25 protein-coding genes, 1 other RNA gene, 1 pseudogene and 1 riboswitch are annotated in these 26,141 nt (G+C 61.4%); of the genes and pseudogenes, 15 read left to right on the top strand and 12 right to left on the bottom strand.

The features are described from left to right. Positions 1 to 292: 292 nt before the first annotated feature. From ACLIRY_RS16795 to rpmH, 7 genes are all read right to left on the bottom strand, one after another. Positions 293 to 1,021 (bottom strand): pyrimidine 5'-nucleotidase, encoded by a 729-nt coding sequence (locus tag ACLIRY_RS16795; protein ID WP_413206571.1) that lies wholly within the window; start codon positions 1,019 to 1,021, stop codon positions 293 to 295. 58 nt (positions 1,022 to 1,079) lie between these two features. Then, positions 1,080 to 2,021: an acetylglutamate kinase gene (argB, locus tag ACLIRY_RS16790; RefSeq protein WP_413206570.1), complete on the bottom strand. Its 942-nt coding sequence runs from the start codon at positions 2,019 to 2,021 to the stop codon at positions 1,080 to 1,082. A gap of 44 nt (positions 2,022 to 2,065) precedes the next feature. Beyond that, complete coding sequence (gene yihA, locus ACLIRY_RS16785; protein ID WP_413206569.1) at positions 2,066 to 2,785, bottom strand: ribosome biogenesis GTP-binding protein YihA/YsxC; 720 nt, start codon at positions 2,783 to 2,785, stop codon at positions 2,066 to 2,068. 9 nt (positions 2,786 to 2,794) lie between these two features. Next, on the bottom strand, positions 2,795 to 4,564 hold the full coding sequence (gene yidC, locus ACLIRY_RS16780) for a membrane protein insertase YidC (RefSeq protein WP_413206568.1): 1,770 nt from the start codon (positions 4,562 to 4,564) through the stop codon (positions 2,795 to 2,797). Then, complete coding sequence (yidD, locus tag ACLIRY_RS16775) at positions 4,564 to 4,911, bottom strand: membrane protein insertion efficiency factor YidD (RefSeq protein WP_413206567.1); 348 nt, start codon at positions 4,909 to 4,911, stop codon at positions 4,564 to 4,566. The genes yidC and yidD overlap by 1 nt, the downstream gene beginning before the upstream one ends. Positions 4,912 to 5,006: 95 nt before the next feature. Continuing rightward, complete coding sequence (gene rnpA, locus ACLIRY_RS16770) at positions 5,007 to 5,354, bottom strand: ribonuclease P protein component (RefSeq protein ID WP_413206566.1); 348 nt, start codon at positions 5,352 to 5,354, stop codon at positions 5,007 to 5,009. Between the two features lie 298 nt (positions 5,355 to 5,652). After that, entirely contained in the window at positions 5,653 to 5,787 is a 135-nt protein-coding gene (gene rpmH / locus ACLIRY_RS16765) for a 50S ribosomal protein L34 (RefSeq protein ID WP_413206565.1), read from the bottom strand. Between the two features lie 236 nt (positions 5,788 to 6,023). Here rpmH and ACLIRY_RS16760 point away from each other — a divergent pair, with 236 nt between their 5' ends. The 7 genes from ACLIRY_RS16760 (at position 6,024) to ACLIRY_RS16730 (ending at position 13,696) form a co-directional block, all read left to right on the top strand. Continuing rightward, on the top strand, positions 6,024 to 6,830 hold the full coding sequence (locus tag ACLIRY_RS16760) for a TVP38/TMEM64 family protein (RefSeq protein ID WP_413206564.1): 807 nt from the start codon (positions 6,024 to 6,026) through the stop codon (positions 6,828 to 6,830). Next, positions 6,802 to 8,253: a dihydrolipoyl dehydrogenase family protein gene (locus tag ACLIRY_RS16755; protein WP_413206563.1), complete on the top strand. Its 1,452-nt coding sequence runs from the start codon at positions 6,802 to 6,804 to the stop codon at positions 8,251 to 8,253. Before ACLIRY_RS16760 ends, ACLIRY_RS16755 begins: the two co-directional genes overlap by 29 nt. 2 nt (positions 8,254 to 8,255) lie before the next feature. Beyond that, the gene (locus ACLIRY_RS16750; protein WP_413206562.1) at positions 8,256 to 9,677 is read left to right on the top strand and encodes a sensor histidine kinase; all 1,422 of its coding nucleotides are present in this window, start codon (positions 8,256 to 8,258) and stop codon (positions 9,675 to 9,677) included. 219 nt (positions 9,678 to 9,896) lie between these two features. Beyond that, a complete protein-coding gene (locus ACLIRY_RS16745; RefSeq protein ID WP_413206561.1) occupies positions 9,897 to 10,778 on the top strand; it encodes an AraC family transcriptional regulator in 882 nt (293 codons plus the stop codon). 121 nt (positions 10,779 to 10,899) lie between these two features. Beyond that, a complete protein-coding gene (locus ACLIRY_RS16740; protein WP_413206560.1) occupies positions 10,900 to 11,853 on the top strand; it encodes an acetyl-CoA carboxylase carboxyltransferase subunit alpha in 954 nt (317 codons plus the stop codon). Between the two features lie 25 nt (positions 11,854 to 11,878). Further along, a complete protein-coding gene (locus ACLIRY_RS16735; protein ID WP_413206559.1) occupies positions 11,879 to 12,535 on the top strand; it encodes a Crp/Fnr family transcriptional regulator in 657 nt (218 codons plus the stop codon). A gap of 68 nt (positions 12,536 to 12,603) precedes the next feature. After that, a riboswitch (SAM-I-IV-variant riboswitch) is annotated at positions 12,604 to 12,711 on the top strand. Positions 12,712 to 12,769: 58 nt separating this feature from the next. Further along, positions 12,770 to 13,696: a homoserine O-succinyltransferase gene (locus ACLIRY_RS16730; protein WP_413206558.1), complete on the top strand. Its 927-nt coding sequence runs from the start codon at positions 12,770 to 12,772 to the stop codon at positions 13,694 to 13,696. A 51-nt stretch (positions 13,697 to 13,747) separates the two neighbouring features. Here ACLIRY_RS16730 and ACLIRY_RS16725 read toward each other — a convergent pair whose 3' ends face one another. Then, positions 13,748 to 14,182 carry a SufE family protein gene (locus ACLIRY_RS16725; RefSeq protein ID WP_413206557.1) on the bottom strand — a complete coding sequence of 145 codons (435 nt, stop codon included), beginning with the start codon at positions 14,180 to 14,182 and terminating at the stop codon, positions 13,748 to 13,750. A 236-nt stretch (positions 14,183 to 14,418) separates the two neighbouring features. Here ACLIRY_RS16725 and ffs point away from each other — a divergent pair. The 5 genes from ffs (at position 14,419) to ACLIRY_RS16700 (ending at position 18,478) form a co-directional block, all read left to right on the top strand. Further along, an RNA gene (gene ffs, locus ACLIRY_RS16720) (signal recognition particle sRNA small type) lies at positions 14,419 to 14,517 on the top strand. A gap of 117 nt (positions 14,518 to 14,634) precedes the next feature. Beyond that, the gene (locus tag ACLIRY_RS16715) at positions 14,635 to 16,701 is read left to right on the top strand and encodes a DNA polymerase III subunit gamma/tau (protein ID WP_413206556.1); all 2,067 of its coding nucleotides are present in this window, start codon (positions 14,635 to 14,637) and stop codon (positions 16,699 to 16,701) included. Next, positions 16,698 to 17,021: a YbaB/EbfC family nucleoid-associated protein gene (locus tag ACLIRY_RS16710; protein WP_413206555.1), complete on the top strand. Its 324-nt coding sequence runs from the start codon at positions 16,698 to 16,700 to the stop codon at positions 17,019 to 17,021. Before ACLIRY_RS16715 ends, ACLIRY_RS16710 begins: the two co-directional genes overlap by 4 nt. A 111-nt stretch (positions 17,022 to 17,132) precedes the next feature. After that, the gene (gene recR, locus ACLIRY_RS16705) at positions 17,133 to 17,726 is read left to right on the top strand and encodes a recombination mediator RecR (protein ID WP_413206554.1); all 594 of its coding nucleotides are present in this window, start codon (positions 17,133 to 17,135) and stop codon (positions 17,724 to 17,726) included. A gap of 167 nt (positions 17,727 to 17,893) precedes the next feature. After that, the gene (locus tag ACLIRY_RS16700) at positions 17,894 to 18,478 is read left to right on the top strand and encodes a hypothetical protein (RefSeq protein WP_413206553.1); all 585 of its coding nucleotides are present in this window, start codon (positions 17,894 to 17,896) and stop codon (positions 18,476 to 18,478) included. Between the two features lie 169 nt (positions 18,479 to 18,647). On the opposite strand, the pseudogene ACLIRY_RS16695 reads toward ACLIRY_RS16700, so the two are convergent. The 4 genes and pseudogenes from ACLIRY_RS16695 to lptG form a co-directional block, all read right to left on the bottom strand. Beyond that, positions 18,648 to 19,392 (bottom strand): annotated as a pseudogene (locus ACLIRY_RS16695) (IS5 family transposase). Positions 19,393 to 19,805: 413 nt separating this feature from the next. Beyond that, the gene (locus ACLIRY_RS16690) at positions 19,806 to 20,504 is read right to left on the bottom strand and encodes a phosphatase PAP2 family protein (RefSeq protein ID WP_413206552.1); all 699 of its coding nucleotides are present in this window, start codon (positions 20,502 to 20,504) and stop codon (positions 19,806 to 19,808) included. 50 nt (positions 20,505 to 20,554) lie between these two features. After that, positions 20,555 to 22,078: a glycosyltransferase family 39 protein gene (locus ACLIRY_RS16685; protein ID WP_413206551.1), complete on the bottom strand. Its 1,524-nt coding sequence runs from the start codon at positions 22,076 to 22,078 to the stop codon at positions 20,555 to 20,557. A gap of 5 nt (positions 22,079 to 22,083) precedes the next feature. Beyond that, positions 22,084 to 23,187 (bottom strand): LPS export ABC transporter permease LptG, encoded by a 1,104-nt coding sequence (gene lptG / locus ACLIRY_RS16680; protein WP_413206701.1) that lies wholly within the window; start codon positions 23,185 to 23,187, stop codon positions 22,084 to 22,086. Between the two features lie 311 nt (positions 23,188 to 23,498). Between lptG and ACLIRY_RS16675 the strand changes: the two genes are divergently transcribed. The 3 genes from ACLIRY_RS16675 (at position 23,499) to ACLIRY_RS16665 (ending at position 26,106) form a co-directional block, all read left to right on the top strand. Beyond that, positions 23,499 to 24,116, top strand: a complete 618-nt coding sequence (locus ACLIRY_RS16675; RefSeq protein ID WP_413206550.1) for a cob(I)yrinic acid a,c-diamide adenosyltransferase — start codon at positions 23,499 to 23,501, stop codon at positions 24,114 to 24,116. Between the two features lie 290 nt (positions 24,117 to 24,406). Beyond that, positions 24,407 to 25,156, top strand: coding sequence for an electron transfer flavoprotein subunit beta/FixA family protein (locus ACLIRY_RS16670; protein WP_413206549.1), 750 nt, complete (start codon positions 24,407 to 24,409; stop codon positions 25,154 to 25,156). Positions 25,157 to 25,158: 2 nt separating this feature from the next. After that, the gene (locus tag ACLIRY_RS16665) at positions 25,159 to 26,106 is read left to right on the top strand and encodes an electron transfer flavoprotein subunit alpha/FixB family protein (RefSeq protein ID WP_413206548.1); all 948 of its coding nucleotides are present in this window, start codon (positions 25,159 to 25,161) and stop codon (positions 26,104 to 26,106) included. Positions 26,107 to 26,141 lie beyond the last annotated feature (35 nt).

Raw genomic sequence — 26,141 nt, 5'->3', positions numbered from 1 at the left:
TCCGGCCAGGGAGGTCAATAAATCGAACTCTCTAGCTTTCTGAGGATCAATCTGGTCCCGGATTGTGGCGATTGTTTGGGTCTATTTCGCCTTGTTTTTGCCCGATGCGATTTTTCCACCCGGTCTTAAAGCACTTGTTAAAAAGCGTAGAAACCCAAGGCGGGTCGGCATTTTTCATCTATTGCGGGTGGAATTGGTTGTACCTCTTCCTGATCTCAAGCGGTGTGGGTTTCAACCCTTGCCGCTTGGGCATGGCTGAGCTGTGCACTCTTTTTGAGAGGGGCGCATCCGATCAGCTGTCAGTCTGAGTAGGGGTAAACGACGGACTTCTATCCGCTCCCTTGTCGGGAATATGTCCGTCAAACCAGCCGTTCAGCCAACTTCCAAGGTGGTCGGTGATGTGGTGGCAATGGCCAAGGGTGGTGGGGTCGATGTCTAGGGAGGACCAGTGGACCTCGTTGTGGACCAAGACCGTGGTCATACCCATCTCATGGGCGGGCAGCAGGTTCTTGTGGGAATCCTCGAAGAAAATAGCCGCCGTTGGGTCAACGCCGTGGATCCGCAGGAACTTGTCATAGCTCGGCTGTTGGGGCTTGGGGATAAAGTCCGCCGCCGTGATGTCGTAAATGGCCTCGAAGTGGTGGTGTAGGCCGATGGCCGCCAGCACGTCTTGGGCATGCTTTGCGCTGCCGTTGGTGTAGATCAGTTTTCGGCCTTTGATGCGCGACAGGGCCGCATCCAATTCCGGGTCCAGGGACAACACACCGTGGTCAATGTCGTGGACATGGGCCAGAAAGTCCGCTGGATCCACATGATGCTCCACCATCAGCCCGCGCAGGGAGGTGCCGTAGGTGTTGTAATAGTGCTTTTGCAGGCGAAAAGCCTCTTCCGGCGGCAGGTCCAGAAGTTGGGAAATATAGGCCTTCATCCGCATGTCGATCTGGGAGAACAAATCCACGGTCGCCGGATAGAGGGTATTGTCCAGGTCGAAAACCCAGGTCTCGAACTCCCGTTGCGTCACGTGCTTTCTCCAGAATGAGGGGGTCCCGGTGCTCTCTGTAGTCTCGACATCCTCGGGATCACGTGTGGATCAGAGTGCCTGCGCCTCGGGGCGTAAAGATCTCCAGCAGGATGGCGTGGGGGACACGGCCATCCACGATCACCGCCGCTTCCACGCCCTTTTCCACGGCGTCGATGCAGGTTTCCACCTTGGGGATCATACCGCCGCTGATGGTGCCGTCGCCCTTCAGCAAGCGGGCCCGCTCCACGGTCAGGTCCTGGATCAGGTTCTTGTCCTTGTCCAAAACGCCCTTGATATCGGTGAGCATCAACAGGCGCGAGGCCTTCATCTGGGCCGCCACGGCGCCCGCCGCCGTGTCGGCGTTGATGTTATAGGTCTCGCCGTTCTCGCCAATGCCGATGGGGGCGATGACGGGGATGATATCTGATTCCCGGAACTGGTCGAGTACATGGGGATTGACCGCCGTCGGTTCGCCCACGAAGCCCAGGTCGAGCACCCGCTCGATATTGGAATCGGGGTCCCGGACGGTGCGGTGCAGCTTGCGGGCCTGGATCAGGCGCCCGTCCTTGCCCGACAGGCCCACGGCGAAACCGCCGGCTTGATTGATCTCGGTGACGATGGCCTTGTTGATGGATCCGGCCAGGACCATTTCCACCACGTCCACCGTGGCCGCATCGGTCACCCGCAAGCCATCGATAAAACTGCTTTGGATGCGCAGGGTCTCCAGCATTTTGGCGATCTGCGGGCCGCCGCCATGGACAACGACCGGGTGCATGCCCACCTGCTTGAGCAAAACCACGTCCCGGGCGAAGCATTTGGCCAACTCGGGGTCGCCCATGGCATGGCCGCCGTATTTCACCACGATGGTGCGCCCGGCATGGGCGCGCATATAGGGCAGGGCCTCCGACAGGGTCTTGGCCTTGCGCAGCCAGAGGTCCGGATCTTCGGCAATGGTGGGCTCGGCAGACAGGGTGGAGTCGGCCTTGGGTGTGTCGCTCATGCTGTGGTCTCCCCGTCGATGCTGATTTTTGTGTGTGCTGTCTCTCACCGGTCGCCCCAACCCAAGGCCAAGTCGGCAAGTTGGGCGCGCAGTTGGGGCACACCCATGCCAGTTTGGCTGCTGGTCAGGATCACGTCTGGGTGGGCGGCGACGTGTTTCGCCGCTTCCGCGCGGGTTTTGGTCAGGATGGCCTCCTGCTCGGTCAGCTTCAGCTTGTCGGCCTTGGTCAGGACGATCTGATAGACCACCGCCGAGGCATCGAGCATCTCCATCACGTCCCGGTCATTGTCCTTGATGCCATGGCGGGCGTCGATGAGAACGCAGACCCGGCGCAATTGGGGACGACCGCGCAGGTAGTCCATGATCAGCCGCGTCCAGCGCTTCACCGTATCCTTGGGGGCCTGGGCGAAGCCGTAGCCGGGCAGGTCGACCATCATCAGGGCCGGGTCCGCCTCGTCCGGGCCGAGGCGGAAGTAGTTCAGTTCCTGGGTGCGGCCCGGGGTGTTGGAGGTCCGGGCCAGGGTCTTGCGGCCGGTCAGCGCGTTCACCAGACTCGACTTGCCCACGTTGGAGCGTCCGGCGAAGGCGATTTCCGACAGGCTGTGCTCGGGCAGACCGGTCAGGGCAACGCAGCCCTTGAGGAAGCTGCAGGACTGGGTGAACAGCCAGCGGCCCCGTTCAACGGCCTTTGCGGCCTCCCCCTGTTCGGGGAAGGCCGCGTCCAAACCGTCAGGAATGGTTGGAGTCTTGGGAGCTTCGTTCATCGTGCGGACCTAGGGTTTGGCGCCCATGCGCCTCATGATGATCCACTGCTGGGTGATGGACAGGGTATTGTTCCAGCTCCAGTAAATCACCAGACCGGCCGCGAAGTGCCCGAGCATGAAGGTGAAGATCAAGGGCAGGAACATCATGATCTTGGCCTGGGTCGGATCAGCGGGGGCCGGGTTCAGCTTTTGCTGCAGGAACATGGTGATACCCATAATCACCGGCCAGATCCCGATCATCAGCATGCTTGGCGGATCCCAGGGAATGAGACCAAACAGCGTGAAGATATTGGTGGGATCGGGCGCCGACAAATCCTTGATCCAGCCGTAGAACGGCGCGTGGCGCATTTCGATGGAAACGAACAGCACCTTGTAGAGGGCGAAGAACACCGGGATCTGAATGACGATGGGCAAGCAGCCGGCCAGCGGGTTGACCTTTTCCTTCTTGTACAGGGCCATCATTTCCGTGTTCAGGCGCTGGCGGTCGTCCTTGAAACGCTCCTGAAGCTTTTTCATCTCCGGCTGGAGCAGCTTCATCTTGGACATGGACCGGTAGGACTTGTTGGCCAGCGGGAAGAACAAAGCCTTCAGGAAAACCGTGAAGGCCAGAATGGCCAATCCCATGTTGCCCAGGATCCCGTGCAGAAACTGCAGGGCCAGGAAGAAGGGCTTGGTCAGGAAGTAGAACCAGCCGAAGTCGATGGCCAGATCAAAATTGGTGATGCCCAAATTGTCCGTATAGGCGTCCAGCAGATCCACTTCCTTGGCGCCCGCGAAGAAGCGGTTGGTCACCTGGACCATGCTACCGGGGGACACGTCATAGGGCTTGCTGCTGGTATAATCGGTCTGGTAGCCGTCTTCGGTGCCCTTGGGAGCATAAAGGAACCGGGCGTTGCTCGGCATGGTCTGGTCCATGGCCAGGGCGGTCAGCCAGTACTTGTCGGTGATCCCCAGCCAGCCCCCCCCTTCGGTGGTGTATTTGATTTCGCCATCGTCCTTCACGGCGCTGTATTTCTCCTCCTTCAGCGTGCCGTCAAACACGCCGAGAGGACCTTCGTGAAGGATGTAGAAGTTGACGGTTTTCGGCTCGCCATCCCGCTTGATCAGGCCGTAGGGGAACAGGGTCCGGGGGGTGTCCCAGGTGTTCTCGACCATCTGCTCAATGGTGAACATGTAGTGGGCGTCAATGGAAATCCGACGGGTGAACTTCAGTCCCTGGCCGTTGTCCCAGGTCAGGGTGACGGGAGCCTTATCAGTGAGAGTCTTGGACGACGCGGTCCAGACCGTATTGGCGTCAGGAACCTTCACGCTCTTGTCCCCGGTGACCCAACCGAACTCGGCATAATAGGGGTGGGGGGCACCGGTGGGCGAAAGAAGGGTGATCTCCGGGCTCGTGGGGTCCGTGGTCTCGTGGTAGGTGACGAGAGTCAGATCATCGATGCGGCCGCCCTTCAGCCGGATCGAGCCATTGAGACTGGGCGTGTTGATGGTGACCCGATCGGTGTCGGCGGCCAGCGCTTGGGCCCGAGTCTCGGTGGCGACCTGTTCAGCGGTCGCGCCGGGTGCGGTCGGCACCGTTGCTCCGCCGGGAGCCGAAGGGGCTGTGCCCGGTGCAGCGCCCGGTGCGGCGCCCGGTGCGGCGACGGAGGGCGCGCCAGCGCTGGTCTCTGCCGTTTGCTGTGTTGGTGGCGGCGCTTTGGATCCGAAAAAGTGTTCGAACCCAAACAGAACCGCCATGGACAGCACGATGGCGAGGATAAGGTTACGCTGTTCCAGCATTAATCCGTCTTCCCACTACTTTGATTGGCCGCCGGGTCGCCCGGACTGCGGATCCTGTGATCACTTGGCCCGCGCCCCGTTGACATGTCCCCCTCCGTTGATGCGTCCGGCGTGGGCGCATGCGGGGACCTCCAGCGTTGGGGCCGGGGGTCTTCGGGAACGGGATCGTATCCCATGCCTCCCCACGGATGGCAACGCGAAATCCGCCTGAGCCCCAACCAAACGCCCCAAAAGGGGCCGTGTCGGGTGATCGCCTCCAGGGTGTAGCGACTACAGGTGGGGTCGTATCGGCAGTTTTGGCCCAGCAGGGGCGATAGGAACAGCCGGTAGATGTAAATGAGTCCCATCAGGACGAGCCCAACTCCCCGGGACGCCCAGCGCAGGAGGATCCTCGCCTGCCACCCAGGCGTTTTGCTCCTCGCCTGCCGCCCAGGCGTTTTGGTCATCGCCTGGAACCCAGGCGTTTCAAGGCGGCGCGGAGATCGGCCACAAGCAGGTCGAAGGGGCGCGTTACTGTGGCCGATCGGCCAATCACCACATAATCGCGGCCCGTTTGGGCTTCCCCTGGGAAGACAATGTCGACAGCCGCTCGGAGCCGCCGACGGGCCCGATTCCGCTCGACAGCGTCCCCCACTTTTTTACTGGTGGTGAACCCCACGCGGATCGGCCGATCGGGGGCCGGATGGCGGGCTGTCGCGCCGGGTTGGGGAGCCACCTGAAGAACGAGTCCCGGGGCGGCCCACTTCTTCCGCTTTCCGGCCACGCGCAAAAAGTCGGTGCGCTGTTTCAAGCGACCGATCGGGGGGCTTTCACCCGAATTTGACTTTTTGGGGTTCGGATTTTTCAGAACTGATTCCGAATGTACCGCCTCGGCTGTGCCCTTGTGGGCATTCCGCTGCGGTTCCGAGTCCTCGAAAGAGGACTCGAACTGGGTCGCGGAAGCCGTTTGGGATGGGAGCATTTCTGTATCGACTTGCCGATCCTCTCCCTTGGACTCCTTGCGCGAATGGATCGAGGATGTCTCCCCGGACTCTTCGCTCATGGATCCCATGGGAGAGACTCCGTTCCCGAGCCTCCCGGCCGCTCTCTTAAGCGGACAGGCGCTTCCGACCCTTGGACCGACGGTTGGCCAGGACACGACGACCGCCAACGGTGGCGCTACGGCTACGGAAGCCGTGGCGGCGCTTGCGGACCAGGTTGCTCGGTTGATAGGTGCGTTTCACCGGTTGTACTCCGACTTGGGAGCGCCTCCTGGCGCTCCAGAATTCCGAAAGGCGGTGTGTATAGCGGCGGGATTGCGTTCGGTCAACGACCAACCGCAGGAAATTCCGCCTCACGAAAGGTTTATTGGACCTTTGGAAGCCCCGGGGCGCACCCTGATGGGGTGAACTGGCTTCCGCCCCGGCGAGAAGTACCACCCCTGTCCTAAAAAGAAAACGGCCAAGTGGCCGGAGGATTCATGGAACCGATTGATCTAGGCAAAACGGATGCCGCTCCGGCTGAGCAGGCCACCAAACCGGCGGTTGGGTGGCCCTGGGGGCGCCTGTTGGTCCTGGGGCTGTTCCTGGCCCTGGTGGCCGGGATCTTTGCCAGTGGCGTTCATCATCAGCTCAGCTTTGCGGCTTTTGCCGAAAACCACGAGGCCATACAGAGCTGGGTGGATCGACACGGCGTTCTGGCGATTGGCCTGTTCATCCTGCTGTATTTCGTGGCGGTGACCTTTTCCCTGCCCGGGGCGCTGTGGATGACCATTATTGGCGGCTATGTCTTCGGGACTCTGGCGGGCACGATCTATGTGGTCTTGGGGGCCACCCTGGGGGCCACCGCGATTTTCCTGCTTGCCCGCTATGTTCTGGGAGATGGCTGGAAAGACAAGGTCTCCGGCAAGATGGCCCGACGAATGGAACGGGGGTTTCGAAGCCACGCCTTTTCTTACCTGCTGGTTCTCCGTCTGATCCCTCTTTTCCCCTTTTGGCTGGTCAATTTGGTCCCGGCCTTCGTAGGGGTGCCCACGCGGACCTATGTTTTAGGCACGGTCCTAGGCATCATCCCGGGGACCGCTGTTTATGCCTCGGTTGGGAATGGCTTGGGGGCTGTGTTGGAGGCGGGCGGACGCCCTGACCTGTCCCTTATTTTCGACCCTGCTGTCTTCGGCCCCCTGCTGGGACTCGCGGCCCTGGCTTTGCTGCCTGTGGCCTATAAAAGTTTCAAGGGGGCTCAGAAAAAGGAAGATGGAGATGACGACATTCTCCCCCTTGGCGGTTGACCTCTGTGTGATCGGGGGCGGCTCTGCGGGGCTGTCCGTGGCGGCGGGAGCCGTCCAGATGGGCGCAAGTGTGGCCTTGGTGGAACGCGGACCGATGGGAGGAGACTGTCTGAATTTCGGGTGCGTGCCATCCAAAGCCTTGCTCGCGGCGGCCCATGCCGCCCAGTCAGCCCGGACTGCGGGCCAATTCGGTGTGGATTTGGATCCTCCCCGGATCGACATGGCCCGGGTTCGCGACCATATCCGAGGAGTCATCGCGGGCATTGCACCGCACGACTCGGTGGAGCGGTTCGCAGGGCTGGGTGTGACCGTGCTCACCGGCACAGCCCGCTTCACCGGCGCCACCAGTCTATCCGTGACGGCAGCGGACGGAACAGAGCGAGGCGTGAGCGCCCGACGGGTGGTGGTCGCCACCGGATCGAGGCCGTTGGTGCCGCCCATCCCTGGCCTTTCCGACGGCCCCTTCCTGACCAACGAGACGCTCTTCGATCTCGCAGACCTTCCCCAGCGCTTGCTGATCCTGGGAGGCGGCCCCATCGGCTGCGAGATGGCCCAGGCCTTCCGGCGTCTGGGGGCGGAGGTCCATCTGGTGGAGATGGCCAGCCTGCTGAACCGGGACGACCCGGAGCTGGTGGAGGTAGCCCGGTCCGCGATGGCCAGGGAGGAGGTCCAGCTTCACGAGGGCATGGTGGCACGGTCCGTGACCTGGGGGGCAGAGGGGCCGAGACTGGCCATCGGCAGGCCCGACGGGAGCGGAGAGACTGTCCTCGCGGGCAGCCACCTGCTGGTTGCCCTGGGGCGCCGCGCCAATCTCGAGGGACTGGATCTGGAGGCCGCCGGGATCGATCGGGATCCCAAGGGGATCACCGTGGATGCGCGTCTGCGGACATCGAACAGGAAGGTCTTCGCCATCGGTGACGTGGCGGGAGGCCTGCAATTCACCCATGTGGCCGGATACCACGCGGGGATCGTGATCAAAAACGCGCTGTTTCGTTTGCCCGCCAAGGCCAACCTGTCCGCCTGTCCCCGGGTGACCTACCTGGATCCGGAAGTCGCCCAGGTGGGCTTGACCGAGGCGGAGGCCAAAGACAAGGGCTTGGATCATAAGGTTTTGCGCTGGGAGATGACCGAGAACGATCGGGCCCGAACCGAGGGCGCGACCGCCGGTCTGGTCAAGGTGATTGTCACCCCAAAGGGCAAGATCCTGGGCGTGGGCATTGTCGGGAAAAGCGCGGGCGAGCTCATCCAGACTTGGGTGCTCGCCCTGCACGCGGGGCTGAGAATCGGCTCACTGGCCACCATGATCGCGCCCTACCCCACCCTGGGAGAGGCGGGGAAACGGGCTGCGGGATCCTTTTACACGGACTCCCTTTTCGGATCGCGCACGCGTAAATTGGTACGTTTCCTCTCTCGCTTTGGATGACCATGACCGATCCGTCGTCTCCTTCTCCGTCCCGCTCTTTGTCGGCCGCCCGACGGTTGCCCTCGCTGGCGGGTGGGCTGTCGGCGCGGTTGCTGTTACTAACGGCGGCTTTCGTCATGCTGGCCGAGGTGCTGATCTACGTGCCGTCCATTTCCTTCCGCCGGGTGACATTCCTGGAAGAGCGCCTGGGGCAGAGCCATCTGGCTCTCCTGGGGCTGGAAGCCTCGCCCGACGGGATGGTCGATCCGGACTTGCAAACCATGTTGCTGTCCCACGCAGGGGCCATTGCCATGAAAGCCCGGCGCCCCTACCAGCCCGTGCTCATGCTCGGGCCGGACATGCCCCACCGTGTGGATGCCTCCTATGACCTGCGGCGATATTCCGCCTGGGACCAGATATGGGATGCCTTTGATGTCTTGCTGTACGGCGGGGAGCGAGTGATCGAAGTTACCGGCTGGTCCCCAAAGGATCCGGAAGTGGTGATCCAGGTCTATTTGGGAGATGGCCCCCTGCGCATGGATCTGCTCGATTATTCCTGGCGGATCCTTTGGCTGTCCCTGGTGATTTCCCTGATCACCGGCGCTCTGGTCTTCCTGGCGCTCACCTGGTTGACAGTCCGGCCCATTCGACGCCTGACCGCCAATATGGCCGCCTTTTCCGAGGCGCCGGACGACCCGGCCCGGGTAATCAGCCCCAGCGGGCGCCGGGATGAACTGGGCATGGCCGAGGAAACCCTGCGCGGCATGCAGATTGCGCTGTGCGATGCCCTGACCGAACGGGCTCGGTTGGCAGGCGTGGGGACGGCGGTGGCCAAGGTTTCCCATGATCTGAAAGGGATTCTGACCACAGCTTTGTTGGAAAGTGACCGGCTGGAAAGCTCCGCCGATCCCGAGGTGAAGCATATCACCCAGGGGATCGCCCAGGCGGTGGAGCGGGCGATTACCCTGTGTTCGAGCACCCTGAAGTTCGCCAAGGAAGGGCCGCCCAAGGCGCACCCTCGGGACATGACCCTGACCGAGGCGGTGGGTCCGGCTTTGGCGCGCTCGCGGAATCAATTCCCCGACGTGACCTGGCGGGTGGAGGGGGAGGAGGACTGCCCCCTGCGCGCCGACGAAGGGCACCTGTTCCGGATCCTGACCAACCTGTTGAGCAATGCCGCCGAGGCCGGAGCCTCCCAGGTGGTTCTGCACGCCTGGAGGGAGGAGCGGGCGAAAAGAACCACTCTCGAAATCCGCGACGATGGCCCCGGTCTGCCCAACCGGGCAAGGGACAACCTGTTCCAGCCCTTTTCGGGATCGGCCAAGCCGGGGGGGACGGGGCTCGGACTGCCCATCGCCCGGGAATTGGCCCGCGCCCAATCGGGCTCCCTGGCCTTGGTCTCCTCGGGACCGGAGGGCACTGTTTTTCGTCTGGACCTTCCGTGACGGTATTCTCTCCTTATACCAAGATGCGGTGAGTTTGACTCACCGCATCTTGGAAGCGGCCAAGTGGCCGCCGCGCCTTATGGCGCGTAAAAGCCCGCCTGGCGTTTGAACGCAAGAAAAGCGGCGTGGGTTTCAACCCGCGCCGCTTGGTATTAGCAAGACGGATCAAACGCGCCTGCGGCAAGATTTGCGGAGTGACCACCGGAGAGGACAAGCCCCATGCCCAAAGAGACCACCACCAATGACCATGCCCGGCGGATCGGTCGGGTCATCGCCCATATGGCCGCCCATTTGGACGACCCCTTGGATCTGATGGCGCTGGCGGAGGTGGCTTGTTTCTCCCCCTACCATTTCCACCGGATCTATGTCGGATCCACGGGGGAAGCGCCCAAGGACACCCTGAAGCGTCTACGCCTTTACCGGGCGTCCGTCGATCTGGCGCGGGATGGGCGGGCCATGCCGGAGGTCGCACGCCGGGCCGGGTTCGGCTCCGTGGCCGCTTTTGGTCGGGCCTTTGCGGCCTATGCGGGACACTCTCCTGCGGCCTTCCGCGATGCCCGACGGGCTTTGCTCGATCCCGCCGACCTTCTTCTCACTCAAGCGACGGAATCTGGAGCCATGAGCCCGAAGACGATCCCTTACGATGTCACTTTGATGGACATTTCTGAAACCCGACTGGCGACCCTGCCCCATCGGGGAGATTACAACGCCATTGGAGGCCAGTTCGAGCGGTTGTTCGCCTGGGCCGGTTCCCTGGGTCTGCTGGGGCCGGGGTCGCGCATGATCGGGATCTATCACGATGATCCGGCCCAGGTGGCCAGGGAGGATCTGCGCTCCCAGGCGGGATTGACCGTTCCCGAGGGTACCCCTGCTCCGGAAGGGGGCGAGATCGTGGTCTTACCGGCCATGACGGCGGCCACCCTGGTCCACGAAGGGCCTTATATGGAGTTGGAGCGGGCCTATGCCTGGCTCTATGGCCACTGGCTGCCCGGGAGTGGTCGGGACCCCGCCGACCATCCCTGTTTCGAAGACTATTTAAACAACCCCAGAGAGGTCCCGCCCGCCAAATGGCTGACACGCGTTCATCTACCCCTCAAATAAGGGAGAGAATGACCCTTCGCCCAACCGGCGTCCTGTGATAGGGAAAGGGCTTCTCTTTCCTTTCCCTGGGGACTGGGGCGCGGGGCCATGCGCGCCAGTCTGGAACACGACGTGGATTGCCATGCACTTTCTGGACTTTGAGAAGCCGATCGCCGAATTGGAAGGCAAGATCGAGGAGTTGCGCCACCTGAGCGATGCCGATGAAATCAACATCGCCGAGGAGGTGGGCCGTCTTCAACAGAAGGTGGAGAAGCAGCTTAAGGCCGTTTATGCCAAGCTGACGCCCTGGCAAAAGGCCCAGGTCGCCCGTCATCCGGACCGGCCCCATTGTCTGGACTACATCAAAGCCCTGTTCACTGACTTTACCCCCCTGGCCGGCGATCGCCTCTACGCCGAGGACCATGCCTTGGTGGGGGGGCTGGCTCGCTTCCGGGGCGAGCCTGTGGTGGTTGTGGGCCAGGAGAAGGGCCATGACACCGACACGCGCCTGAAGCACAATTTTGGCATGGTCCGGCCCGAGGGCTATCGCAAGGCCCAGCGTTTGATGGAATTGGCTGATCGCTTCCATTTGCCTGTCTTAACCCTGGTGGATACCGCAGGGGCCTATCCTGGCGTTGGCGCTGAGGAACGGGGGCAGTCGGAGGCCATCGCCCGAACCATCGAAAAGGGGCTGAACCTGAAGGTTCCCATGGTCACTTGTGTGATCGGCGAAGGGGGATCGGGCGGCGCCATTGCCATCGCCACAGGGAATGTGGTGATGATGTTGGAGCATTCCATCTATTCGGTGATCTCACCGGAGGGATGCGCCGGGATCCTGTGGCGTAGTGGCGACATGGCCCAGCAGGCTGCGGAGGCCCTGCGCCTAACCGCACAGGACCTGCTGGAGTTTAAGGTCATCGACGAGATTGTCGCTGAGCCCATGGGCGGTGCCCATCGGGACCGGAGCCTGACCTTCCAGAGGGTGGGTGATTCTATTGAGCGCCACTTGACCGATCTGTTGACCCTGGAAGGGGGCATCCTGCGCGCCCGTCGTCGGGAGAAGTTCCTGGCCATGGGACGTCAAGGCCTGTCTTGATCCCGCTGCATTGGACCCGTCCGGCATGGCGCCTCTCCCTTCGCTAGAGGCCTTTCCCGACCTGATGGCTTTGCCGGAGCGGGATCGGCTGGAACTGACGCGCTCCCTGGCGATGGCGCGCCTTTCCGCAGGCAAGATCGTCTTCACCGAGGGGATGACCTGCGAGCATTTCTTGATGGTGACCGACGGGGCGGTGCGGGTCTGCAAAACCGCCGAGTCCGGTCGGGAAATCGTCCTGTACCGGGTTGAGCGGGGCCAAACCTGCGTGTTAACCACCGCCTGTCTGATGAACGGTCAGGCCTATGGGGCTGAAGGGGTGGCCGAAACCGCCGTGGAGGCTCTGGTTCTTCCCGCAGGGGCGTTCTCCCGCCTGATGGATGGCAGCCCGAATTTTCGCCACTTTGTTTTCTCCGCCTATGCCACCCGGGTCTCGGACCTGTTGATGCTGATTGAGGAGGTGGCCTTCGGACGGATTGAGGCCCGGCTGGCCCGCTTCCTGTTGTCCCATCATCGAGAGGGAACCTGGGAGGGCACCCACCAGGACTTGGCCAAGGAATTGGGGACAGCGCGGGAAGTGGTCAGTCGACAGCTCAAGGATTTCGAACGCCGGGGGTTGGTGACCTTGGGGCGGGGGCGGGTTGTGCTTTTGGACCGGGTGACCTTGGAGGGGCTGGTCGTCTGATTGTTGGTCCTTCTTTGTCGCCCCCCCTTGTGGAGCGGCGCGGGCGCCTGTACATCTGTAACGCAGATTCTGCACATCACGAGTTGGGGCGACGCCCAACGCCAACCTGCCGATCCGGGCAAGGTGGCGCTTCCAGAGGGAAGGATGTGGCCATTCCGGCAAAAAAGCGGATTTCAGCCACGGTCGTCGTTCCAAAAAGTTTTAGGTCAAAAAGTTTTGGGAGCGTATCCGACCATGCCGATCAAGATTCCCGATGAACTGCCTGCGCGCCTGATCCTGGAGGAGGAAGGCATTAACGTCATGGACGAAACCCATGCGATTCGGCAGGATATCCGGCCCATGCGCGTGGCTTTGCTCAATCTGATGCCCAACAAAATTCAGACGGAGACCCAATTGGCGCGTTTGATTGGTGCCACGCCCCTTCAGGTGGATCTGACTCTGGTGCGGATCACGGACCATGAGTCCCGCCATACGCCCCCCGATCATATGGCGTCTTTCTACAGGCCCTGGGAAGCGGTGAAGAATGAACGGTTCGATGGCTTTATCATCACCGGGGCGCCGGTCGAACGTCTCGCCTTCGAAGAGGTTCTGTACTGGGATGAGATGCGCCGGATTCTGGATTGGACCCAGACCAATGTGCACCGGCTTCTGACCATCTGCTGGGCGGCCCAGGCGGCGGTTTACCATTTCCATGGCATGCCCAAATATGAATTGCCACAGAAGGCCTTCGGCATCTTCCGCCATTGGAATCGCTGTCCCTCCTCTCCCCATATGCGGGGATTTGCCGATGACATCGCCATTCCGGTCTCCCGCTGGACCGAAGTGCGGAAGGAGGACATTCCCCCTGACTCCGGGATCTCCGTTCTCGCCGAAAGTGACGAGACCGGGGTCTGCCTGCTGGATGATCCGAAGAAGCGGGCCGTGCATATGTTCAACCACGTGGAATACGACACCGACACCCTTGCCCGCGAATATGAGCGGGACAAGCTCGCGGGGGGCGCCATTCCCAAGGGGTATTTTCCAGACGATGATCCGACGCGCGCCCCCGTCAACCATTGGCGGGGACACGGTCACTTGCTCTTTGGCAATTGGATCAACGACATGTACCAGACGACGCCCTACGACACCAATTTGGTCGGTATCGAGAGCTTCAAGCCCTGATCGGATGCCCTGGTTTGAGGATCAGGGGTTTGAGGATCAGGGGGGCGCGGATCAGGCGTGCAGCTTGGCCATGTTCTGGATGGTCTGGATCATGCTTGCGACGCCATTGCGGCGGTTGGGGCTGATGTGGCTGTCTAGGTCCAGCTCCTTCAGCTTGGCGTCGGCGTCGACGGCCAGGATTTCCTCTGGCGTCTTGCCTGAAAAGAGGATCAGCATCACGGCGGCCAGGCCGCGCACGATATGGGCGTCGGAATCAATGCGGAAGCTGAGGGTCTTAGGCGATCCTTCGTGGACTTCGGGGACGATCCACACTTGGCTCATGCAGCCGCGGATCTTGTTGCTCTCGCTCTTTTCCGAATCGTCCATGGCCGGCAGTTTCTTGCCCAGGTCGATGATGTAGCGGTAGCGGTCTTCCCAATCGTCGAACAGTTCGAAGTTTTCGGCCAGTTCGTCGATGGTCAATTGTTGGCTTTGGCTCAAGGTCACGGATCCCCATGTGATCGGCCCATCCCACCCGGGCCGGATTCAGTTGACGATAACGGGCCAGGCCGCTCTCACGGTTCGGCCCCCATTCTCCCATGTGTCCCTCCCATCTGGACGACATCAGGTCATCAAGCCCAAAACGTAGAACATATGGGCAGAAATCGAAATCGATTTCCCCATTGCTCTTCCATCAAAACTCACCCCTTGCATCCGGGTGGGGGGCTGGTCCATATTGCGCTCGGAAGGCTGGCGTGGACGAGGTCCTCGCCAACCCGGTCAGGTCCGGAAGGAAGCAGCCGTAACGAGTTTCGCCCCGGGTCGCGTCCAGTCTTCCACCGATTTCCTCCGATCCCCCACTAAGACGCGGTCGCCGTGCCTGGGGGAGATCGGCCCGCTCCCAGCGGGTTCCCCCATAATAATCCATCTGGGGACTGGCTCCCGCAACCGGGCAGGGTATGAGCGAAACCGACCTCCCAGACTCCCCTTCGCCGGAGACCGGCCCCTATCGCGTTTTGGCGCGGAAGTATCGTCCGTCCTCCTTTGACGCCTTGATCGGCCAGGAAGCTCTGGTCCGAACCTTCACCAATGCCATCAATACGGGGCGTCTGGCCCAGGCTTGGATGCTGACCGGTGTGCGCGGCGTCGGCAAGACGACCACAGCCCGTTTGATCGCCCGGGCTTTGAATTGCGTCGGCCCCGATGGAACGGGGGGCGTGACCATCACCCCCTGCGGCGTCTGCGACCATTGCCGGGCCATTGCCCAGGACCGCCATGTGGACGTCATGGAGATGGATGCCGCCAGCCGCACGGGCGTGGGCGATATCCGGGAAATCCTGGAAGGTGTGCGCTACCGCCCCACCTCGGCCCGGACCAAGGTTTATATCATCGACGAAGTGCACATGCTCTCCACCGCCGCCTTCAACGCCCTGTTGAAGACCCTGGAGGAACCGCCGGAGCATGTGAAATTCATCTTTGCCACCACCGAGATCCGCAAGGTTCCCATCACGGTCTTGTCCCGCTGTCAGCGCTTCGACCTGCGGCGGGTGGGCGTGGCCGAATTGGTCGGCCATTTTGCGCGCATCGCCGAAAAGGAAGGGGCCAGCGTCGACCAGGGCGCCCTTTCGTTGATTTCCCGGGCGGCGGATGGCTCGGTCCGAGACGGCCTCTCGCTGTTGGATCAGGCGATTGCCCATGGTGGCGGTACGGTCACCGAGGCTCAGGTGGTGGACATGCTGGGTCTGGCCGACCGGGCGGCGGTCTTCGACCTGCTCGACAACCTGTTGGTGGGGCGGACGGCAGAGGCCCTGGCCCTGCTGAGCCGCCAATATGCCCTGGGCGCAGATCCCCTTGTGGTGCTGCAGGACATGTTGGAACTGGTCCACTGGATGACCCGGGTAAAGGTCGTTCCTGCCTCGGCCGAGGATGCCGCCGTGCCAGAAGCCGAGCGCACACGGGGCAAGGATATGGCCGATCGCCTGTCCATGGCGGCTCTGAACCGGGCGTGGCAAATGCTGTTGAAGGGGCTTGGGGAGTCCCGGGACGCGCCGGTCCCCCTGCAGGCCGTGGAAATGACCCTGATCCGGGTGGCCTATGCCGCCGATTTGCCGACGCCTGAGGACGCCCTGCGCCACCTCACGGGCAAAGGTGCGCCTGCTCCCCGTCCGCCCACAGGTGGTGGGTCTCAGGGGGGACCAGGGTCGGCCATGGCAACGGCCGTGGGGCAATCGGCGCCCCCGCCCCCCGACCAGGGGGGGCAAGGGGGGACGCCTGGGGGCCAGGGAGGCCCGGCTGCGGGCGCGGCGTCTCCCACCATGGCGCGGCCCCAGTTGGTCCCAAAGCCTGACCCTGACCCACCACCCTGGGCCGAGGCTCCGCCTGTCACGGAGCCCTCGCGGATGGCGGATCGGGTGGCGGACCCGATGGCGAATGCCAGCGCGGGCGCCGGATCCAGGTCCAATCTCCCCCCTAATGTCCCCCCCGCTCCCAGGACAGCTCCCCCCTCCGGTGCGAACCGAGACCAAGGGCGAGCGGGCGGAGGGGGCCGGAGTCCGGCGACGTTCAAGGATCTGGTCGGCCTGTTCCGCGAGAAGCGGGAGGCCGTGGTGGCTGGCCATCTCTATCGGGATGTCCAGTTGGTGCGCTACGACCCCAAGGGCGGGGTGCTGGAGATTCACCCCCAGGATGGAGCGCCTTCCAAATTGGCGGGGCAGGTGGGGAAACTGCTGGCTGAATGGACCGGGCGACGGTGGATGGTCACGGTGACCGATAAACCGGGCCAACCGACCTTGCATGAATCCACCCAGGCGGATATCCATTCCCATCCCCTGATCCGTGCGGTCCTGGGGGCCTTTCCGGGGGCAACGGTGGGTACGGTTCGGGAAAATCCCGAAGTCCGGGCAGCCCTGGAGGAAGCCGAAGCCCAGGAGGTGATCCTGGACGCGGCCATGGACCCCGCCCTGGATCCAGGCGTACTGGATCCGGACGATATGGATGATCCCTTTAGCGGAGATGACGAGACATGAAGAACATCGGGCAAATGCTGAAGCAGGCCCAGCAGATCCAGACCCGCATGGCCGAGGTTCAGGAAGATCTGAAGAACCTGGAAGTGACGGGGCAATCAGCTGCGGGCATGTGCACGATTACCTTGAACGGCAAGGGCGACGTAAAGGGGATCAAAATCGACAAAACCCTGGTCGATCCGTCGGATGTGGAGGTTTTGGAAGATCTGATCGTTGCCGCTTTCAATGACGCCAAGGGCAAGGTGGATGCGGCTTCCAAGGAAAAGATGGCGGAAGTCACCGGCGGGCTGAAATTGCCCCCCGGCCTGAACCTGCCCTTCTAACGCGGATGGGGGGGCTAACGCGGAGACGGGGAACGGAGGGTACCCGCATTCCGCTTCCACGTTGCGTTATTCTCCCGCTCCTGCTTCTGCTCTGAATCGGATAGACAGACCATGTCCGGTGGGGAAATCGACCGCCTGATCCTGTTGTTGTCCCGTTTACCGGGGTTGGGACCCCGGTCGGCCCGCCGAACGGCCTTGCATCTCCTGAAAAAGCGCGAAGGGGTGATGGAGCCCTTGATGGAAGCACTGGCCCAAGTCGCCGAAAAGGTGCGCCCTTGCGCGACCTGCGGCAATCTCGACACCAGCGACCCCTGCGCGATTTGCGCCGATCCCCGGCGGGATCCCGCATTGGTCTGCGTTGTTCGGGATGTGGCGGACTTGTGGGCCTTGGAGCGGGCGGGGGCCTTCCAAGGGCAGTACCACGTTCTAGGGGGATTGCTCTCGGCCCTGGACGGCATTGGACCGGATGACCTGGGGCTGGATCGGCTGGAGATCCGCGCCAGGACAGGGGCGGTGACCGAAGTGATCCTGGCCCTGCCTGCCACCGTGGATGGGCAGACCACCGCCCATGTGATCGCCGATCGGCTGGAACCCCTGGGCATCGGCCTTTCGGGACTGGCCCAGGGCGTACCCGTTGGCGGGGAGCTGGACTACCTCGACGATGGGACGCTGACGGCAGCTTTCCGGGCGCGCCGTCCGGTTTGACTGGCTTTTTCTCAAGGCTCCATTGTGTTGCAATGCGGCGTGAGGTAAAATGTTGCGCCAAAACAGGTTTCCATCCTGCGAAAGACCCATCCTAAGAAAGACATCGCCCCCATCACGCGCGGGCACACCCTACGAGCGCGGAGGCCAAGGTGATCCCAATACGCAATATGACAATTCTAACCCATGCCAGGGTGTCCACCGCCCGGGTCGGTGGTTGGACCCGTCTCCTTCTTCTGGCGGCTGGGCTGCTTGTGGTGCCGCTCCTAAGCGCTTGCGAAGGCGGTATGGGCAGCTCGGGCGCTTCCGCCGTAAGTGTCGAACGTGTCCATAACTTGCCGACCAACCCGCCACCGACGGCCTTTGTGATTAACGCTCTGACGCGGGGACAGACGGCTGATCCGGTGTTTCAAACGGCGGCGAATATCGTGGGGGCGCTGCTGGCGAGGGAGGGGAACTCTTGGCTGAATGCGGATAAGGGATATGCCGCCCCCTGGAAGGTGACGCTGGAGACCTCGATGGTTCCTCGCCCAGGCGGTCAAGGGATGGCGGTGGAGCCCTCGGAAGTGGAGAAGCGGCTGACGGTGACCATCCGGGACAATGGGCGCACGGTCTACCAGGGGCGAGCGGTCATGGTTGATCGGAACCGGGACCTGATCGGGTCTATGGGTGCCCTTGCGCGGGCGCTGTTTCGGGCGTTCCCCGGGCCTCAGGGTATGGAAACCAATCTTCCCAACCAGCCTATCAGACGATGATTTGTAAAAGAAAAAAGGGGGGCATTGGCCCACAAATGGGCTTGAGCAATCACCGAAAAAAGACGAGTCACCGACGTGTACTGTGCTATTTCATAACACCCATCTATCTATGTCGTTGAAGTGAATATGTTTTGCTGATCGGAATGCGATCCCCAGGGCCTGTTGACGTTCATCTGGTTCGAATGACAGTTGCTGCCAGATGAATCATAGCGGCGAAGCTTTGATCGGTCTTGCAGGCACGCATGGCGATGCGCTTGAATTCCTTGAGCTTTTAGAAGAAATTTTCAATGAGATGGCGCCATTTGTATTTTTCGGCATCGTGGGGGATTGGGGTCATACGGTTGGCTTTGGCCGGAATGACCGCTTCGATGCCGCGTTGCGTCAAGAGATCGCGCAGCCTGTCGGCATCATAGGCTTTGTCGCCAAGGAAGGCGTCGAAACTCAGGCCATCGATCAGGCCGGCTACCCCGGTGGTTTCCCCCCGCTGCCCCGGCATCAATTGGAAGCGAACCAATTGTCTCAGCCCATCGACCAGATCTTGGTGGTCAGGCCGCCCCGGCTTTTGCCGATTGCCTGACTTTGAGTCCCCCTTTCGCGCCTTGGCCGTGACGGTGAACGCGGACAATGGTGCCATCAACCATGGCGTACTCGAAATCCGCATCTGTAGATAAGGCATTGAAGATGCGTTCAAAAGCTCCAGCCTTGGCCCAACGGCGGAAGCGTTTGAAGACCGAATTCCATTTCCCGAATTCCGCCGGAAGATCCCGCCAGGGCGAACCCGTCCGGGCAATCCACAGCACGCCTTCCAAGAACAACCGGCCATCTCCTCCGGTCTGGCCTGGATCGCTGGTCTTATACCAAGCGGCGCCGGTTGAAACCCACGCCGCTTTTCTTTTCTTGCGTTCAAACGCCAGGCGGGCTTTTACGCGCCATAAGGCGCGGCGGCCACTTGGCCGCTTCCAAGGTGCGGTGAGTCAAGCTCACCGCACCTTGGTATTACCAAGACAGTAGGGGGCGATGGCTTCCCATTGCCGATCACTCAAAATATCGCGGTCCAAAGCTTGATTCCTTCTTCAAACCAAGCTTTGAATCAAATTCTAGACCGAGTGGGAATCCCAAATTTGAACGTCAACAGGTCCTAGAGAAAACCTTCGACCGATAATACGCGACAGTGTTTCGTATTTTTGGGCGATTGCCCAAACCCCCATTTTTCTTTTATCAACAAAGACATGGGGCCTGGGGCCTTTCGGCCCCGGTGGGGGGGGATGGGGCAAAGCTCCGTGACGGGAAAACACGCCCTGTCTTGTACACAATTTGACGACAACCGTCAGATCACCGCCTTCTGACCCAACATCCACCGATAAAGCACCAAGTTGATGGTCATCACGAAGATACCGGAAAAGACCGTATCAGACAGGAAATGCCCCCCCACCACGATGCGCGACATCCCCACCAACACAGCGAAAGTCATGGCGGCGGCCATCGCCCAGGACCGATGGGGCGGCGGAACCAGAAGGGCAAGTGCCGTAGTCCAGAACCCCAAAGAGGCATGACCCGAGGAGAACGAACAGTTCGAACTGCATTGGTCTGAGATAACCCAGGCAGGGGAAAACAAGGCATCTCCACCGAATTGTTCAATCTGAATGGGTCGAGCGCGCCCCCAATGGGCCTTGAAGACACCATTCACCAACAGAGCAGGTCCAAGCAAAAGGGTGGTGTACAGATAGGCGATCCGAGCCCCATCAATGCCGGGAAAGGATATCTTCAGAACCCGTCCCGCCACCCACAAAATAGTCAGGAAGATCACTGCGCCGTAGACCAGCCAGGGGACACCCTTAAGCATGAATTCCCAGCCCTCCCCCTTGGAATCGGGAAAACCAGTCACGGGATCATAGAACAGCCCCGAGAACCACAGGTCGATCCCTGGAAAGGCGACAAAAAGCAACACAACGGCGAGCATATACCGACAAGGATTGGCCCTGATATCCGTCAGGATTCGCTCAAAATACTCCAACAGGGGCAACACAATCTTCTCTCCGAGAACACGATTTAAACGGCCTCCGACTGTAAAGAAGTTTAAGGCTTTTCAGCGGCGGCGCCCTGCCCGGCAATGGACAAATGCAAGGCGTTCACGGTCAGCCACCGCCCCGACAGAACTTCCAGAGCAATGAACCCCGCAGTCCGAGAACCTGGGGGCAATTCCATCACCCAATCCTGGTCGGAATCCCTGGTGATCACCAGATAATCCCCCGGGGGTACGTCGGGACGGGTGGCCAGAGCCTTAGCCCCGCCGGGCACCAATAGTGTCCTTTCCGGATGGGGGTGAATATAAAAGGACAAAATGGCGCGCAGGTCGGCGTCGTCGAAGGCCAGATGGGCACCTGGGTAAAGAGCGGCCAGCTTGGCGCCCCATAGGCCGACGGAATCCAATCCCCGGGAATCGGAGAAAGGATCCAACCACTCCGGAGGCCGCAAGCCGGTTGCCCGCAGCCCGGCATCCATATTGAAATAGGCCAAGGCCCCCAAAATATTCAGAAGAACCGCCAATCGGAGAAGAAGGTGGCGTAGGCGCGTCGCGGTCATCCATGCCGCAACGAGAATCGCACCGCCCACATAGGCCGGGACCGCAGCCACGGACGGAACGACCAGGCCCGATGCCGCAGCAAAGGTCTGAAAGACGAGAACCGGGAGGGAAAAGCACAGGAAAAGACGGGTGCGATAGCCCATCCGGTGGCGCTCGTCAGCTGCCCGGCGCCCATCCTGGGAGGACCCTGCCCCTCCCTGACTCCCTGAATGGAAGGCCACCCAGAGCAGAACAATCATCGGCAAAGGACCAAAAAGGGCCAATTGGGCCACCAGATAGGCCCCTCCAAGCTCGGGGGTGGGAACAACGGACGCCCCCCCTGATTCCATGGCGAACCAATAGCCGGGAGCGGCCAGGATCCCCCCCAGAATCAAGGCCACCCAAAGCCCACGGCGACGCCAAAGGGCGTGATATTCCGTCGAAATTAAAGCGTAAATGACAAAACAGGGGACCAGAAGAGCCATCGCCCAATCCGTGAGCAAACCCAATCCCAACAGCAATCCAAGGGTCAGCCACCAGGATAAGCGGTCGGTCTTGAGACCCCGCAACAAGGCATAAAGGGCCAGAGCCCAGAAAAGAGGCAAATAGGCTGCTGTGGCGGCCACAGCAGCTCCATGGGACACAACCGGTAGGGTGGTGAACAGCACCACCGACCAGAAAGCCACCCGAGGCTCATATAACTGCATGGCCAACCGCCAGACGACCATCGCGGCTGCCGCCCCGGCCAGGACTCCCGGGGCCCGTAAGGCAAATTCCGTATCCCCGAAAATGCTGGTCACCACCCCAAGGAACAAGGGAATCAGTGGCTGGGCCCCCAGGGCAGCGACCCCTGCGGTCCGCCCGGCCAGCCAAAGGGCCGCCTCCCCCGGTTGGAGGGTGACCAAATCACTGCCTAAAAAGGCCAGCCGTACAGCGGCCACCAAAAGCACAAAACCCAGAGCTGCCCAGCCCTGATAAAGGAATGAAGATCCGGAACTGTCCTCTTTCCGGTCTGGGTGCAAGAATGCGACGCGCATGGTGACTAACCGTCTTCCAGATGGAACAAAATGGTCAGGGCGACAAATGTGGTCACCAAAGTTGGCGACCAGGCAGCCATGCTGACCGGCAGTGTTTCCGCCAACCCCAGGGTGAAGGTGATCTTGGAGAAAAAGAAAACGGCGAACCCAGCGGCGACAGCGCCAACGATGCGGAACAGCCAGTTCACCGACCGTTGGCTCGGTTTCAGAGAAAAAACCGCCCCCATAAGCACCATAGCCACCAGCAGAAGGGGGGAGGCCAACAGGGCATGCCATTGCAGTCGATGAGCATGGGAGGAAAATCCCGCCGCATCAAAAAAACGGATGAAATCGGGCAGGTCCCAAAAAGATACGGTTTCCGGCGGCAAGAAGCTGTCCCTGATTTTGGGCAAGGTCAGGTTGCTTGGTTCCACCAGGGTGTCAAAATGCTCTCCCTGCCGACCGGGCTGGGTAACCATGGCGTCGGACAACAACAGACGCCCCTTTTCCAAACCCGCAGAACTGGCATCGACACGCTCCCGAAACCGTCCGTCCAGACCGAGCCGAAGGATGGTCACATCCTTCATGCGCAAAGCATGGTCGATCTGACGCACCTCTCTAGCATGCATGACCACTTGCCCGTCCTCTCGATTCTCCCGCAACCACAACCCTCCGTCATCGAAGGCCAGGGGCGTAGAGTTCACGGAGGTCTCAAGAGTCGCTTCCATCTGTTCGAATTTAGCATACATGCTGGCGGCCAGAGGGTTGAACAGAGTCACGTTCATGACCCCCAGAACCACGACCACAAGAATGATCGGCGACAAAAACTTCCAAACGGACATGCCGATGGACCGAAAGACCACCAACTCGCTCGAACGGGCGAATTTCCAGAAGACAAGTACCGCACCGCCCATGAACACAAAGGGAAGGGACGCTTGCAGAGCCATGGGTAGACGATAGAAAGCCATCTCTGCCACCAGATCGATACCGATGGATTGCGAGCCTGTGCGCCGGGTAATCTCAATAATATCGAACAGGAACAACAGGGACGACACGATCAAAGTCGCCCCCAATAGAGCCTTTAGGTAGCTCCGGGCAATATATGAAAGAAGAGTGGAATAAAGGCGCATCACTTCCCGATCATGGCTCGTGGACCCCATCGTCGACCCACGGGTTAGGTGCGGTGGCGACATCCCGGGTATGGACCCACCACGCGAACGTTTGACCCAAAGCACTTTCCCTCGTCAAAGGGGGACCCTATTTCCTATAGTGCCTTCCTTCATCGGTGCCACCTTGAGGTCCTCGAATCAGAGGGCCGCCATGGTGCCCCGAAATGCCCACCCGGAAAAGAGCCCCGGACAGGACTGGCGATAAAACCATCTTCGTCCCTGCGGACACCGATCCCTTGCTTTAACACGACGGCGAACAAGGACCCACCACCATGGTAAAGCTGACCCGGATTTATACCCGAGGAGGCGACGCTGGCAAGACATCCCTGGGCAACGGAGCCCGTGTCTCCAAGTTCACAACACGGGTCGAAGCCTACGGTACGGTCGATGAAGTCAATGCCATCCTTGGGGTTGCCAGACTTCACGCGACCGATAGCCGCATTCCGACCACCGAGGCAGGCGAGCTGACCGAACTGATTATCGGGCGGCTGCAAAACGATCTGTTCGACCTGGGCGCCGACCTGTGCGTACCCCAGGAAACCGGGGCCCATACCGCAGCCAACGAGGGAGCCCTGCGCATCACGGAAGGCCACGTGACCCGTCTGGAGCGGGAAATTGACGCCATGAATGCTGATCTTGACCCCTTGAGCAGTTTCATCCTGCCTGGAGGACGCCCCGCCGCAGCCCATTTGCACCATGCCCGCACCGTGGCCCGCCGGGCCGAGCGCCTGATGTTCCAACTGGCAGAGGAAGGGGAGCAAGTCAACGATCAGGCCCTGCACTATGCCAATCGCCTGTCCGACCATTTGTTCGTCCTGGCCCGCCACGTGAACGACCTGGGACAGGCCGATATCCTTTGGGTTCCTGGGGCCAACAGGAGTAAAGAGTAACATCGTTTCAAAGATGCCAGACCCTGGCGCTCCGGTTTTCTGGGTGTCGTTGACTTCTTCCGAACGGCTCCGTATGTTTGCACCGCACTCGGGTGTGATACCCGAGTGCGAACTCACAACCGCCGGAATGAATCTCCGCCACCGAACCATCGCGGGGACCCTTTCTGGGCGGATGAAAGAGTGATAGATGATCCAATGCGGATCTTCTGGCGCCGAACCTATTCGAGGACTGGCCCCATGGCGGGGCGAGTCCAACAACAAAAACCCACACTCTGAATGACGGGAAATCCATGAAAGTACTGGTCGCGGTGAAGCGGGTCGTCGACTACAACGTTAAGATCCGGGTGAAAGCGGACAACACGGGGGTCGAACTGGCCAATGTGAAGATGTCCATGAACCCCTTCGACGAAATCGCCGTCGAGGAGGCCGTGCGCTTGAAGGAAGCGGGAACCGCCACCGAGGTGGTCGTCGTCTCCCTGGGCGTGCAACAGTGCCAAGAGACCATCCGGACCGCGCTCGCCATGGGCGCCGACCGGGGCGTTCTGGTCCAAACCGACGCTGAGCTCCAGCCCCTGGCCGTGGCCAAAATGTTGAAGGCCCTGGTGGACAAGGAAAGCCCCGATCTGGTGATCCTCGGCAAACAGGCCATTGACGACGACGCCAACCAGACCGGTCAGATGCTCTCGGCCCTTCTTGGCTGGTCCCAGGGTGCCTTCCTGTCCAAGCTGGAATTGAGCGAGGGGGCGGCCACCATCACCCGTGAAATCGATGGCGGCTTGGAAACCCTGTCCCTGAAGCTGCCCGCAGTGCTGACCGCCGACCTGCGGCTGAACACCCCACGCTATGCCAGCCTTCCAAACATCATGAAGGCAAAGAAGAAGCCCATCGAGACTCTGTCGCCGGACGACCTCGGGGTCGATCCCGCGCCGCGCCTGACCACCTTGAAGGTGGAAGAGCCCGCCTCCCGCTCCGCAGGCGTGATGGTTCCGGACGTGGCCACGCTGGTTGACAAGCTTAGGAACGAGGCGAAGGTAATCTGATCATGACACTTCTCGTCATCGCCGAGCACGATAACGCTCACATCCGCCCCTCCACCTTGAACGCCATCGCAGCGGCCCAGGCCATTGCCCAATCCACGGGAAGCGATATCACTGTTCTCGTGGCGGGCAAGGACTGCGGTCCCGCGGCCGAGGAAGCCGCCAAAGCGGCCGGTGTTGCCAAGGTGCTCAAGGCCGAGGCTGGCTACTACGAGCACGCGGTTGCGGAAAGCCTGACGCCGCTGATCGTCGCGCTGGCCAAGGACGCCTCCCACGTTCTGGCTCCGGCTACAACCTTTGGCAAGAACCTGCTACCGCGCATTGCTGCCCTATTGGACGTGGCCCAGATCTCCGAGGTCACCGGCGTTGTCTCCGCCGACACCTTTGTCCGACCCATCTACGCCGGCAATGCCATGGCCACGGTTCAAAGCGCCGACGCCATCAAGGTGATCACCGTGCGTGCCACGGCCTTCGACCCCGTCGCTGCCGAGGGGGGGAGCGCCACGATTGAAGACGTGGCCGCAGCCACCGATCCGGCTCTGACCTCCTTCGTCAGCCAGGAGCTCTCCAAGTCCGAACGTCCGGAGCTGACCAGCGCCCGGGTCATCGTCTCCGGTGGCCGTGGCATGGGATCAGGCGAGAACTTTGCCCTGATCGAGGCGCTGGCCGATAAGCTCGGGGCCGCTGTCGGTGCGTCCCGCGCTGCGGTGGATGCCGGCTATGTGCCCAACGACTATCAGGTCGGCCAGACCGGCAAGATCGTCGCCCCCGAACTGTACTTGGCCGTCGGCATCTCTGGCGCCATCCAGCATCTGGCGGGCATGAAGGACTCCAAAGTCATCGTGGCCATCAACAAGGACGAGGAAGCCCCAATCTTCCAGGTGGCCGACTACGGTTTGGTCGCCGACCTGTTCCAGGCCGTTCCCGAGCTGACTGCGGAACTGGATAAGTAAGAAAAGGTCAGGACCCGCCACCTCCGGGCGGCGGG

The sequence above is a fragment of the Rhodospirillum sp. A1_3_36 genome (assembly GCF_047263945.1).
Taxonomy (GTDB): Bacteria; Pseudomonadota; Alphaproteobacteria; order Rhodospirillales; family Rhodospirillaceae; genus Rhodospirillum.
This window is presented reverse-complemented; position numbering and strand designations above follow the sequence as displayed.